Raw genomic sequence first — 13,135 nt, forward strand, 5'->3', positions numbered from 1 at the left:
GGCTGGATATTGAGCTTATCGGGGGGATACAGAATGAGCCCAAGGGTTTCGCAGTGCGCCAAGTCGCAAGGACAGCGCGCCGCGGCCTGTGTCTGCCTCGGTATGCACGTACTTTAAGTGACGCCCTCCTACGAACCGCAATGCTCTCTATAACGCGCTGGCAAAATCGTTGTAAGCCATGGAGGTGAGAATGGTCGATACTCTGACACGTTTGTTTAGTACTTTTGGCAGTATCTTTAAGATAAACCTTGAACGGTCCATATTGCGGGAAAAGAGCAGTGTACAAAGCCGAAAGGCAAAGAGAAGCCGGTACTCAAGCTTAACTGGGTCAATCTCGTTGGAGCGTTGCCAGAAGTCGATATCCCAATAATATTGAAGCCTCTTCAATATAGCATCAAAGGAATAAACTGCTGTGACGACCCTTCTGTATCCGTCTAATAAGTCCTCAGGAGACATATTGGAAGGGCGAAACACCACATGCTTCGCATCATATTTACTCCAATCCTTATGGATGATCCGTCCCTCTTCCTCAAAGCGTTTGAATAGCTTGGTCCCCGGGAACGGGGTGAGAATATTAATTAACGGCATTAATAGATTGGATTCTTGAATAAAATCTATTAATTCCTCAAATGCCGCTTTAGAATCGAAATCGTAGCCCACTATGAATGAGGCGTGAACTAATATCCCGTATGACTGTATCCTTTTGATTGCGGGAAGATAATCATATCGAAGATTAATTCCCTTATGCATCATGGCCAGGTTCTGCTTCGATATAGATTCAAAGCCAATAAAGATAGCTCCGCACCCACTCTTCCTCATTAGATCCAGGAGTTCATCCTCCTGTGAAATATTGATTGACGCCTGGCACATCCAGTTAATGTTGTAAGGTGCGAGTGCCAAGAATAGCTCGCGAGCGAATTGCTTGTTTGCAATAATGTTGTCGTCGACGAAAAATATGACCTTCTTTTCCTTATACTTGGCACGGGAGCCACTAATGCTCTGAACCTCACTGACGATCTGCTCGATGGTTCGATTCCTAATCTTCTGCCCATCAAAAGCGTGGACGGAGCAGAATTCACATTGAAACGGGCAACCTTTTGTAGTCTGAACAATATCCAGAAGGTATCTGTTTCTGGAAAGGGACGCCCTGTTGGGAACAGGGGCGGCGGTCAAGTCCGCGAACCCGTCGGCCTTATAGAGTCTTTTTAAGCGGCCATCCTCAGCATCCTCCAGGAGCGTGTGCCAAACGCGCTCAGCCTCACCAATCACCACGCTGTCACAATGTTCGAGGGCCTCTTCCGGGCACATGGACGGATGTATGCCTCCTAAGACAGTCTTAACCCCTCTTTGGCGGTACGTTTCAGATATCGCATAAGCTCTTTCGGCAAACATCGTCCTGACACTGATGCCCACCAGGTCTGCCTTCCAGTTATAATCAATATCTTCTATGTTTTCGTCGAATATTCTGATCTCATGTCGTGGGGGGGTCAGAGATGCCAGGGTAGGAATAGCCAGAAGGTATGAAAGATATCTCCTGGTGAGCAAAAATGTCGAGAAGAAATCATAGTCGTAGAAGCTCTTTCCGTTGTCGGAGCTATTCATGGGAATAATTAAGGCCAGTTTCATCCTGTCTCGAACCCTCTACGCCGGGAATGGAACTAATGCCCCCCGGAATGCCGAGATCTACCGGAGTGACCCGCTCTTCGTGAGGTCAAGAGGGGCCGAGGCATATTCCAGGCTTGAACGAGGAAATGCCGTAAGGCCCAGTGGAGCGGATTGGCTGTCTCGGGAATAAGGATATAACATTAGGGCACGCTTGGAAAGGTGAGCCCGATGGTTCTTCCTAGTAGAGACCGACCCATGAAGCGAACAGGCCGGAGTTCGCATGTGCAAACTCCGGCCTGTTCTTCACATTGAGGCTACAGCAAACCGATTACCAGCGGGATGATCCGCCCGCGCTTCGCCGTCCGTCTCCGGAATTGGTCTTGGGGCGCGCCTCGTTCACCTTCAGGCTGCGGCCGCCGAGGTCCTTGGAATCCAGTTCCTGGATCGCCTTAAGACCCTCTTCCCTGTCTTGCATTTCGATAAATCCGAACCCTCGAGACCGGTTCGTAAACTGGTCAACGATGATCTTGGCAGATTCAACAGCCCCGTACGTCTCAAACAAGCCCTTGAGGTCGCCTTCGGTGGAATCGAAAGACAGGTTTCCTACATAAATCTTGATACTCATTACTCTAACTCCTTAAGAAAAAGCACACCACGCGTCTTACGAGAGTGCGTTTACGGATACGAACAAGGGCGCTTTGTGAACGGGGATAAACGGGGTAGAAATTACTGCGTGAGTCCTCGGCACGGGCCTATGTCCTGGGATCTTAATCCTTGCATGACGCCCGTAGTCCTTGACGCGAGGTCAACTGGAGAAACACAAGTTAAGGTTCAACACATAGGCTAAGGCAATAATCTTGACTTGTCAAGTGAATTAAATTGTAAGGCCAAACCGGCCAACGCGGAGATGGTTTATTGAAGCGGGGCCAAAGGGAATGTCGATGGGGATTTCAAGCATCAGGCAGGAATCTCTCTGCATCTTTTTCATTTTAGGATCCGCCTTGGTTTACGATCCCGAAGCGGAGGTTTCGGAAACGTTTCTGGTCGTCTTCAGAAACTCTTGAGCCCGTGCGCGCCATAAAGAGGTTTTCTTCTCGCATGGCAATGTTTGGTTCATTCGTGTAGCACTCCTGGAATCCGAATCCTTTCACTAGCCTCATCATGACCTGGCGGTACTGGGACATGGTCAGACCTGTTCCGTCGAGGTCCCAATGCCACGAGAACCCGTTCATATAGGTTATCTTGTCTTCGAAGAAAGCATCGCCAAACAGCGCTCCGAGCATGGCCTGACCTATTTGCATGTGCCGAAAGTTGCGGCTGACTTCGATTGCAGCCAGTTCGTACATCAGTTCTCCCAGCTTGCTCCAACGCTCTTCCGGCCCGGGATAAGCGCAGGTGACGTATCCGATCACAGTGGCCCCTTCGATCAGAGCAAGCGCCACCCTTCCATCTTTTGATAAGGCAACTTTTTCAAAGACCTCCAGCTTCTGTATGATGGAGGAATAATGCGCGAAGGTCCCCAAACCGGCATCCAATTTGAGGTCCTTGAAGCATCCCGGAGGACAGGGACCGCAAATGGATATGGGGCCTTCGGATGTGTGCAAGACCTCCGATGCGTTACAGCGAAAAGGAGCAGGAGGATCGGTTGGTTCTTGGCTCAAAAATCGCTCCAATCACGATGTAGGGTTTTCACCATGATTATCAGATCATGGTACTTTCCGCGACGATCTCTGACATAGTCTTTGATCACTGCCTGTTCAAAGAAATCTAGCTTGTGAGCCGCGTTCATAGCCGCCTCTTCCACCCCGCTGACAAATTCCGCGACCAGTTTTTCTATTCCCATATTCATTGCCAGCTTGATCGTGTCTAAGAGCATCCAGGTCCCGAGCCTCTGCTGACGGTAACCCGGGTCTACCATGATGCGCAGATGTGCAGTGTGCCGGAGGCACTCAGTGGGCCGGCGATGAAGCCTGACATTTGCTATAATAGTGCCGTCGTCGGGTCTTACCGCCACCATGGGCAATATGCGATCATAGTCGAGGTTCTCGATCCACTGGCGCATGATCTTGGGATCGTCCACGGCATCTCTCAGGAACCACCGTTCATCCTCGGGAATTCTCAAAAAGAATTCCGCCAGCCGCTGCTCGTCCTCACGTGTTAGTGGCCGGAGGAGAATGGGTGTCCCGTCCTTGGTCATGATCTCCTTGGGGTAATCTTCCAGCATACTGCTTCTCCTTTCATAGGAGTTCGGCGTAACCGTTCACCGGGACAAGCTCAAATTCTCGTACAAACTATAGGCGCAAAACCGCTTCAAGCCCGGTGAGCCAGTACAACTTTGTTCGAACAAGGCGATTTTGTACCAGATTGATTGCCTGGGAGCAATGAATCATTACGGAATGGCGGTTAAGAGTTGCGCCTGTCAACTGCCGGCCTTAAAATGATTCTTATGTCATTACTTAGTTTCCTGCGAATTTAAACAATTGGGGAAAAGGAGCGAATTCTCATGGAGGAAAAGGAAAAGGTAGTCATTGATGCGATGAAAAGAGCGGGAAAACCGGTCAGGCCGCGTGACGTGGCAGAATCAGTGGACATGGATTCCAAAGAAGTTTCCAAGATAATTGACTCGCTGAAGAAGAAAGGGATGGTCGTATCGCCCAAAAAGTGCTTCTATGCCCCATCAGATAGCTGAACACGGTCGCAGGGGTAACGGCGACGATTCCCTTTAGCGATGTTACCTTTTCGCTGCTCTACACGGCGCCTCTTGCTTGACATAGCTTAATGGGGATGATAGCAACTCAGCGTGATGACAAACCGCTTCATAAGAGACGATCGTGCAGATGTCTCGATTCCCCGCCCACCTGCTCACGTGCATTTGATGGGGATTTGCGGCACAGGCATGGGCTCACTGGCCGGCATGTTCCACGAGCATGGCTACACGGTGACTGGCTCTGACAACGGCGTGTACCCTCCCATGAGCGATTTCTTGAGCCAAATGGGGATCAAGGTCATGGAAGGGTACGCAGCGTCCAACCTCAAGCCAAGGCCTGACCTTGTTGTCGTAGGAAATGTCATCCGTCGCACCAACCCTGAAGCTGTGGAGTTGGAGAATTCGGGCGTGCCCTTTGTTTCCATGCCCGAAGCTCTCATACGGTTTTTTGCACGAAACAAAACTCGAATCGTGGTTACCGGCACGCACGGCAAGACAACGGTCAGCTCCATGATCGCTTGGATTCTTCACGATCAGAAGCTTGACCCAGGCTTCATGATCGGGGGCCTACCCGGAAATTTTCTCAAAAACCATCGCCTGGGAAGCGGGCCGCATTTTGTCATTGAAGGGGACGAGTACGATACCGCATATTTTGACAAGACCCCCAAATTTGTACACTACGAGCCCCATGTGGGGATCATGACCTCATGTGAATTCGATCACGGAGACATTTACGACAGTCTGGAACAGATAGAAAGCCAGTTCGCCGCTTTCACGGCATTAATCCCCAGTGGAGGCTGCTTGATAGCCTACGGAGGGGACCACAGAGTTCGCACCATAGTCGAGAACACTCGTACTCCCGTCCATATATATGGCTCCGACGACGCCGCGGAATGGCAGGTTCTGCGTGCCGAGAATCAGAGTAACGGATTCCGGACAACGATAATGCACCGGGGCCGTCAGGTCGCTGCCGGAACATTGCCCGTGGTTGGTTATCATAATGTTCTAAACGCCCTGGCAGCGATTGCCGCGACCGCATGTTTAGGTGTGGCTCCTCAGAAGGCTATGGAATCGCTTCAATCCTTTGAGGGGGTGAAACGGCGCCAGGAAATTCGCGGTGAACAGGCCGGAGTATTGGTTATAGACGATTTCGCGCATCATCCCACCGAGGTGAAAGCAACTTGTGCAGGGATAAAGTCACATTTTCCACAACGCCGACTGGTGGCCGTTTTCGAGCCCAGGACCAACACCAGTAAGAGGGCCTTTTTCCAGGAGCTTTATTCCTCAGCGTTCGGTGATGCGGACATCGTGGTTCTCCGAGAACCCCGCGATGTGGAGGCTATTCCGCCGCGGGATCGCTTCAGTTCCGATTTGCTGGCCAAAACGCTCCGTTCTGAAGGGAAGAAGGCCTGGGCCTTCCTTGATACCGACAAATTAATTGATTTTCTTTTGGAGCAGGTAGTTCCGGGAGACGTGGCGCTAATTATGTCCAATGGAAGCTTTGACAACATCCACGTGCGTCTTCTGAACCGGCTCAAGGGGCGAGTAAGATGAAAGAGGCTACGCTCTACGACAAACTGGAATCGGGCGAGGTCAAATGCCGCTTGTGCCGCCACGGATGCAAAATTGACGACGGGAAAAAGGGCATTTGCGGCGTGCGCATGAACTCCGACGGGACGTTGTACACGTTGGTCTATGATAAAGTTGTCTCCACCAACGTCGATCCGATCGAAAAAAAACCGCTGTTCCATTTCGCGCCGGGAACCAAATCCTTCTCTATTGCGACGGTGGGATGCAATTTTCGATGCTCTTTCTGTCAAAACTGGTCTATTTCCCAGATGCCGCACGAAAGAGGCCAAATACTCGGAGAGCGGTACAGCCCCGAGCAAATAGTGGAAATGGCAATCCAGACCGGCTGCAGAAGCATTGCGTATACGTACACGGAACCGACAATCTATTATGAATTGGCCCGCGACACCATGAGAGTCGCGAAAAAGAGAGGCCTGCTGAACGTTTTCGTCACCAACGGATACATGACTCGGGACATGCTCGATGATTCAAAGGGACTCATAGACGCGGCCAATGTGGACCTGAAGGCGTTCAACGACCGCTTTTACACACGCTATTGCAAGGCCAAACGTGAGGGAGTGCTCGATACGCTCCGGTACATGAAAGAGTTGGGGATATGGCTGGAAGTAACTACTCTTCTTATCCAGACCCTGAACGACGACGTTCAGGAAATCCGAGAAATGGCTCGTTTCATCCGGAGCGAACTGGGCAGAGAGACGCCGTGGCACGTCAGCCGGTTCTATCCGCAGTACAAGGAGACCGATCTGCCGCCCACGGATGTTCAAGCCCTGCGTAGAGTGCGGCAGATGGGGATCGAGGAAGGCCTTTACTACGTGTATACAGGCAATGTTCCCATGGATCCGGGGGAAAAAACATATTGTCCCGGCTGCGAACACCTTTTGATAGACCGGGTCGGGTACGAAGTAGCCACGGAAGAAATCAAAGAGGGCCTCTGCCCCAAATGCGGGTTTCGCATAGACGGAGTGGAGATTTAACCGCACTCGCGTTACAATCCCCTCCAAAATATTCTTGCTCCGGATTTGAAACGAGGAGTTGAATGAGCGCACGAAAAATCCTGGTTTCCCCTTCTTTGCTATCCGCTGATTTCAGCCGCCTGGGCGAAGAAATTCAAGCGGTCCAGGACGCGGGCGCGGACTGGCTGCACATAGATGTTATGGACGGTCACTTCGTACCGAACATCACCATAGGACCCATGATTGTCGCGGCTGCAAAGAAAGTGGCCAGGGTCCCTCTCGATGTGCACCTCATGATTGCCGATCCGGACTACTACGTCGAAGCCTTCCATGAGGCGGGCGCGGACGTCCTGACGGTCCATCCCGAGGCGACTCATCATCTGCACAGAACCCTTACACGAATCAGAGAACTGGGAATGAAGTCGGGAGCGGCTTTGAATCCCTCCACAGGGTTGGAATCCGTAAAACACGTGCTTGCCGAACTTGACGTAATCATGCTTATGACGGTGAATCCCGGGTTCGGCGGGCAATCCTTCATCCCTACCATGCTGCCCAAGGTGAGGGCTTGCAGAGAGATGATAGATTCTTCCGGGTATCAGATACTCCTCGAAGTAGATGGAGGTGTAAGCCCTAAAACAGCGCCTGCCCTCGCACGCGACGGAGCCGATGTGTTCGTTGCCGGCAGCGCGGTTTTTGGGAACCCTCCTTATCGTGCGATCATTGGCCAGCTGCGCGATGCAGGGTCTCTTTGAAGGCAACTCGTCTCATAAAGAGCAGCTTGGGCCATGCAGGAATCTGCGGCCAAAATGTAAGCCCGGCCGTATACCTTCTAAAGGAAGCTCGGCTTGCCGTTTCTAACAGAAAAAGCTTGCCGCCGGGCAAGGCGACCCCCGACAATGCAACCGAATCGTCGGTATCTTGACAGAGAGAGATCATATAGGTTGACCATGAAAAAAACCTACCGAATATTTCGCATCCTGTTACTCCTTGTGACCGTTCTCCTTTTGGTCGCGACCCCTTCATTAGCCGCCAAGAACAAGGACTCAAAGCCCAAGGATGTGAACACCGACCCAAAGGGAATTGAACTTCCTGACCTGGAAAAGGACCCGGGGTTCTTTTTCCTCCTGGCGGAGCAGGCGGAGGCCGCCGGTGATACGGAAGCGGTTTTGACCTATTTTCGAAAAGCAATAGCCCTTGATCCCACTTCCGCCTACTTACACACTCGCGTCGCTACGATGTTGGCCCACAACCGGAAAATGGCCGAAGCTCTCATAATGGCCCAAAATGCCACCGTCTTCGACCCGAACTACGAAGAAGCTTACACGCTTCTAGGGAAAATCTACACCGTCGCCGGCGACCGATGGCGGGCCATTGAAGCTTACAATCGGGCATTGGAACTCAAACCTGAGGAAAAAGACCTTTACGTGTACCTTGGTTCCTTGCAGGCTTCCCATAAGCTGCTTCAAGACGCGGAAAAGACCTTCCTGAAAATGATTAAGCAGTTTCCCGACGAGAGAGAGGGCTATTTCTATCTCGGGAAGGTCTACATCGACGAAAACCAGTTCGACAGGGCCACAGAGACTTTCAAAGAGCTTTTGGAAAAGCGCCCGGACAGCGGGGCACAGGTTCATCTTGAATTGGGCGGAATCTATTTCGCCCAGAAGCAGTATCCCGAGGCTGAGGAACACTTCAGGGAGGCGATAAAGCTGGACCCTGTCAATATCACAGCCCGGCTCAACCTTGCCCAAACCTTGGCCAATCAGAAGAAGTTCGATGAGTCCTATCAGGTATTCGAAGAACTCTCCAAACTGGCGCCGTCTGATATGAGGATCCAGATCAAAATGGCCCTGATTCTGGAAGAGCAAAAGCAGCACGACAAAGCCATGGAGATCTTGGACAAGATCATCGAAAACAAGCCCGGATGGGACCAGGCCCGCTTCCATCGGGGAAGGGTGCTCAAGGAACAGGGTAAAATCGAGGAAGCTGAAAAAGAGCTTATTCAGATTCGGAAGGGCCAGCCGACCTTCCTCAATTCGAGGATAATGCTGTCGCTCATGTTCCTTAAAGGGAAAGAACTGGGGAAATCGCTTCGATTCATAGAAGAGGCCATTGACCCCGAAGTCAAAGAGGTGGACCTGCTGCACATCAAGGGCTCGATCCTCGAAGAGCTTAATCGATATGAGGAGGCATTGAACTCGTACGAAAAGGCGCTTGAGTTGGATCCCAAAAACGTCAAGATACTTTACTCTTTGGGCAATGTTCTGGAAAAGAGCGGTCGTCGAAGCCGCGGCCTGGAAGAAATGGAAAAAATACTGGTTGAAAACCCTGACGACGCCAGCGCCATGAACTTCATCGGTTACACCATGGCTTCATCGGGGAAGGATATGGATAGAGCGGAAAAGCTGATCCGAAAGGCTGTAGAGCTTAAACCGGACGACGGCTATATCATGGATTCTTTGTCGTGGGTTCTCTTTAAGAAAGGCCAACTCGACGAAGCCCTTCAACACGTGGAAAAGGCCTCGGAAAAGGTGAAGGGGGACCCGGTGATCGCGGAGCATCTTGGCGACATTCTGGCCGCAAAGGACCGTAAGTCGGATGCGGCGGAAGCATACCGCAAATCTCTACAGGCCAACCCGGACAACGTCTTGGTCAAGGAAAAGCTAGAAAAATTAGAGAAAGAACTCCCTGAACAACCGAAGTGAGGATCTGTCTCCCCTCCTGTCTTGGGGAAAGCCTGTGCGCAGTGCAGGTTTTTGTCGCAATTTTTTTGTTTGAACGGGCGTTGGTTTTTGAGAAATGAGACGGTTTAACGAGACGCTGCCGTCGTGAACCCTATTGCAGGGGCGAGGCGTCTGGTAGAAGCCTATGAGTCGTTCACTGATAAAGCAATTTTCACGCGTTTTCCCGGTCCTTGTGCTGGGATTATGTGCGCTTCATTCCGAGGCCGCCGGACCAAGGAAGGAAAACACTTCCAGCTGCGTAAAATATTCCATTCCCGCGTCGGTGTTGGAGAAACCCTTTTTCTTCGCAGGTGAACTAGTTCCACTCCAAAGAGATGAGGTTCGGGCGCGCATAGCGCTGCAATTGAACTTTCTGCTTCTAGATGCCAGAAGTGTCCTGATGGACTGGCTTACCGAGAAAAGCCGATACGCGTGGATATTTGAGGAATCCTTTTCAAAGGAAGGGATTCCCAAGGACTTCGTCCTGTTCGCCCCGGTTCTGGCCGGGCTGAGCAGGGCTTCCTCGCGTCCTGCCGGAAGCGGCTTTTGGGCCTTGGAAAAGGCTTGCGATTCGTCCGAGGGGATCGAGATGTCAGAGGACTCCTGGCATGACGATAGATTGGATTTGGAACTCTCCACAAAATGTTTCACCTTGCGTCTGAAGCGTATTCGTAAGGATTTAGGCGACGAAAGTTGGCTGATGGACGCAGCCGCTTACGTGACTTCTGCCAAAACCATTCAGGACCTTCGACAACGCTGGGACACTCGGTCCTACTGGGATCTTCCACTCCCCGAACCTGCGGAGGACTTGATTGTCCGGTGGATTGCTCTCGGGATAATCAACGCCCACAGAGAGGTCTTCGGGTTGAAGCTCAAAAAAACCCCTCCGTTGACCTTTGATCAGATCACAGGATTGTCTCTTGCCAAAGACCTTTCGGTTGCCGAGATCTCACGGATCGCGGGGGTGTCGCCTCGCGAAATTATGGAGATAAATCCTAAACTTAAGCCCGCCGCCGGGATATTCCCCGCTGTTGAAAAGGGGAAGAATCAGAGCCACGTAATCGCAGTTCCCAAAGGCAAGGGCTGGATCGTGGTCAATAAGCTCAAGGAAGCCGGGTACCTGGCTTCGGGGACAAAACCTTGATCAGCCGGCGAAGGCTGTATTTCCCCGTTTGAACTTGACTACCGACGCAAAAAGACTTAAGCTCAGCCTGAGGAATTTTGAGGAATAATAGTAAGGTCTTGTAGTTTTCCAACCTGGAGTTAGTACGATGACGCTCAATCGGTGGGACCCTTTTAGGGACATGTTAAGCTTTCAGGAACGCGTAAGCCATGTCATGGATGCTTTCGCGAAAAGAAGACAGTTGGCCCGATCCGCGTGCTGGTGCCCTGTTGTCGATATCCTGGAGACCCCTGAATCATACATATTTCGAGCAGAACTGCCGGGTGTCGGAAAAGACAATATTAATGTGGAGGTTGTGGGTACACGTATCACCATTTCCGGTGAACGGCCGACTGAAAAAGACCCGCCGATCGCGGCCTATCACGCCATCGAAAGAGTTCATGGGGTCTTTCAGCGCAGCTTCAATTTGCCGGGGCCGGTGGATGTGGAGAAAGCCAAGGCCAAATACCGCGACGGTATCCTGGAGGTGTCACTCCCGAAGTCGGAAGAGGAGAGCGAGCGGAGCATTTCTGTGGTCCATCTTGGATAACCTGCTTTATCAGCGATCTTCACGGGAAGTGCTTTTTTTTATTTTCTCAGCGGACCTAAAATGGTATGAAGAAAGTTTGCGCCTTGTCGATGGTGTCACGGACTGCTTTTCGTTTGATCGGTCATGCGGGGAGGTGGGGCGTTTTCATAAATCATCGGACAGGGCATAGGCACTGTCTGCCAACCCTCGATTAGACCAGGGATTGTATGGGAAAGCGCGATCCGTATAGAGTGCTCGGTGTCAGTCGATCCGCAACCGGCGACGAAATCAAGAAAGCCTATCGCAGGCTGGCCAGAAAGCACCACCCTGACCTGAATGCAAATAGTAAGGCCGCTGAGGACCGGTTTAAAGAGGTGTCGGACGCGTATGATATTCTATCCGACAAAGAGAAGCGCCATAGGTACGATCGCTTTGGCCATGACGGCTTGAACCCCAATTTTAGCGAATCCTCCGGTTGGGAAGGCTTCACGGACTCGGGCTTTGGCCAATCGGGTTATCGTTTCAACTTTGGAGGCTTTACCTCCGCTTCGGGCAATAAAATATTCGAGGATATCCTGTCCGATTACTTTAAGGGGCCGGGCCGACGGACAAGCGGGGAGCACCGAGCCTCGCGAGGGAGTGACCTTGAGCACAGTCTGACCATTGACTTTGACCAAGCCTATCATGGTGTCACGGCAGTGGTCAGGATCCTTCACAGGAAGATAAATGTCCACATCCCTCCGGGGGTTGACACAGGTTCCAGAATTCGCCTCGCAGGACAAGGAGCGCCCGGGCTGCGCGGAGGACCCTCGGGAGACCTGTTCCTGGACATAACAGTGGTCGAGCACCCTGTGTTTCGAAGGACAGGAAAAGATGTCCACATGGTCCTCCCCATCAGCATTGGGGAAGCCATACGAGGAGCGAGGGTGGAGATTCCCGGTCCCGGCGGCCGATTGGCCCTGAAAATCCCTGGTGGGACCCAATCAGGGACGAGTTTTCGCTTCAAGGGAAAGGGTTTTCCGTCGCTCAAAGATGAGGGCGGCACGGGTGACTTTTATGTCACCGTGCACATATATGTTCCGGAGACAATAGATTCCGTATCACGTGATCTCATGGCCGAGTTTGATCGACGCAATCCCGTCAACCCTAGAGAAGGTCTCTGGAAAAAAATCGGGTGAAAGGTGAAGGAGCATCGTCATGGACGATTCCGAACCCAAAGAAGAATTCAAAGTAACTGACAAACGGAGGTTCACATCGGAGGGAGAGTCCCAACACGGGGAGGAAGCCAAAGAAAGCAGCTCCGTTCGGCAAGAGCCTCCGCCTGAGCCTCAAAAAACAGATCAAGCCGGTGAGCGGCAGCCGCCTCCAAAAATCGACTTCTCGACCTTGGTGATGAGTCTCGCTAATACAGCCCTGTTCCAGCTTGGACTGATCAAGGCCTCGGAGTCGGAAGAACCCCAAAAAGACTTAAACGGGGCACGTCAGACTATCGACATCCTTGGGTTGCTCGAGGAGAAGACACGCGGAAATCTTACCGACCAGGAACAAGCCATTCTGAAGGAAACTCTATTCCAATTGAGAATGGTCTTTGTGGAGGCCTCAAAATAGAACCGCGGTAAGTTGACCCGCCATTCTTATGCTTTAAGGAGTTTGTTTTATGTCTCGAATCTGTGAAATCTGCGGCAAAGGACCGTTGATGGGATACAACGTCAGCCACGCCCATAATCGAACCAAAAAGATCTCCTTTCCCAACCTGCAAAAGGTCAGGATCGTTGAGGCCTCGGGTCGCGTCAAAAAGCTAAAGGTCTGCACTCGCTGCATCCGCTCCAACAAGGTTTCCAAGGCGCCATGACCGGCCTAACGTGAACG

The 13,135-nt window shown here is 51.7% G+C and carries 14 protein-coding genes; 10 read left to right on the top strand and 4 right to left on the bottom strand.

Going from position 1 to position 13,135, the window contains the following annotated elements; translation table 11 throughout:
- Positions 1 to 147: 147 nt before the first annotated feature.
- From HY913_15225 to HY913_15240, 4 genes are all read right to left on the bottom strand, one after another.
- Positions 148 to 1,626, bottom strand: coding sequence for a radical SAM protein (locus HY913_15225; GenBank protein MBI4964629.1), 1,479 nt, complete (start codon positions 1,624 to 1,626; stop codon positions 148 to 150).
- A gap of 307 nt (positions 1,627 to 1,933) precedes the next feature.
- Positions 1,934 to 2,230, bottom strand: coding sequence for an RNA-binding protein (locus HY913_15230; GenBank protein MBI4964630.1), 297 nt, complete (start codon positions 2,228 to 2,230; stop codon positions 1,934 to 1,936).
- Between the two features lie 364 nt (positions 2,231 to 2,594).
- Positions 2,595 to 3,209 (bottom strand): N-acetyltransferase, encoded by a 615-nt coding sequence (locus tag HY913_15235; protein MBI4964631.1) that lies wholly within the window; start codon positions 3,207 to 3,209, stop codon positions 2,595 to 2,597.
- 53 nt (positions 3,210 to 3,262) lie between these two features.
- Positions 3,263 to 3,829: a GNAT family N-acetyltransferase gene (locus HY913_15240; protein ID MBI4964632.1), complete on the bottom strand. Its 567-nt coding sequence runs from the start codon at positions 3,827 to 3,829 to the stop codon at positions 3,263 to 3,265.
- 279 nt (positions 3,830 to 4,108) lie between these two features.
- Here HY913_15240 and HY913_15245 point away from each other — a divergent pair, with 279 nt between their 5' ends.
- From HY913_15245 to HY913_15290, 10 genes are all read left to right on the top strand, one after another.
- Positions 4,109 to 4,294 (top strand): transcriptional regulator, encoded by a 186-nt coding sequence (locus HY913_15245; GenBank protein ID MBI4964633.1) that lies wholly within the window; start codon positions 4,109 to 4,111, stop codon positions 4,292 to 4,294.
- A gap of 114 nt (positions 4,295 to 4,408) precedes the next feature.
- On the top strand, positions 4,409 to 5,866 hold the full coding sequence (mpl, locus tag HY913_15250) for a UDP-N-acetylmuramate:L-alanyl-gamma-D-glutamyl-meso-diaminopimelate ligase (GenBank protein ID MBI4964634.1): 1,458 nt from the start codon (positions 4,409 to 4,411) through the stop codon (positions 5,864 to 5,866).
- A complete protein-coding gene (gene amrS / locus HY913_15255; GenBank protein MBI4964635.1) occupies positions 5,863 to 6,876 on the top strand; it encodes an AmmeMemoRadiSam system radical SAM enzyme in 1,014 nt (337 codons plus the stop codon). The genes mpl and amrS overlap by 4 nt, the downstream gene beginning before the upstream one ends.
- 62 nt (positions 6,877 to 6,938) lie before the next feature.
- Positions 6,939 to 7,607, top strand: a complete 669-nt coding sequence (locus HY913_15260) for a ribulose-phosphate 3-epimerase (protein MBI4964636.1) — start codon at positions 6,939 to 6,941, stop codon at positions 7,605 to 7,607.
- Positions 7,608 to 7,802: 195 nt separating this feature from the next.
- Positions 7,803 to 9,557 (top strand): tetratricopeptide repeat protein, encoded by a 1,755-nt coding sequence (locus HY913_15265; protein MBI4964637.1) that lies wholly within the window; start codon positions 7,803 to 7,805, stop codon positions 9,555 to 9,557.
- A gap of 163 nt (positions 9,558 to 9,720) precedes the next feature.
- Positions 9,721 to 10,719, top strand: a complete 999-nt coding sequence (locus HY913_15270; protein MBI4964638.1) for a hypothetical protein — start codon at positions 9,721 to 9,723, stop codon at positions 10,717 to 10,719.
- A 127-nt stretch (positions 10,720 to 10,846) separates the two neighbouring features.
- Positions 10,847 to 11,287 (top strand): Hsp20/alpha crystallin family protein, encoded by a 441-nt coding sequence (locus tag HY913_15275; GenBank protein MBI4964639.1) that lies wholly within the window; start codon positions 10,847 to 10,849, stop codon positions 11,285 to 11,287.
- 206 nt (positions 11,288 to 11,493) lie between these two features.
- A complete protein-coding gene (locus HY913_15280; protein MBI4964640.1) occupies positions 11,494 to 12,444 on the top strand; it encodes a DnaJ domain-containing protein in 951 nt (316 codons plus the stop codon).
- Between the two features lie 19 nt (positions 12,445 to 12,463).
- Entirely contained in the window at positions 12,464 to 12,874 is a 411-nt protein-coding gene (locus tag HY913_15285; protein MBI4964641.1) for a DUF1844 domain-containing protein, read from the top strand.
- 49 nt (positions 12,875 to 12,923) lie between these two features.
- Positions 12,924 to 13,118 carry a 50S ribosomal protein L28 gene (locus HY913_15290; GenBank protein ID MBI4964642.1) on the top strand — a complete coding sequence of 65 codons (195 nt, stop codon included), beginning with the start codon at positions 12,924 to 12,926 and terminating at the stop codon, positions 13,116 to 13,118.
- Positions 13,119 to 13,135: the final 17 nt, after the last annotated feature.

It is taken from the genome of Desulfomonile tiedjei, assembly GCA_016212925.1.
In the GTDB taxonomy this organism is placed as follows: Bacteria; Desulfobacterota; Desulfomonilia; order Desulfomonilales; family Desulfomonilaceae; genus JACRDF01.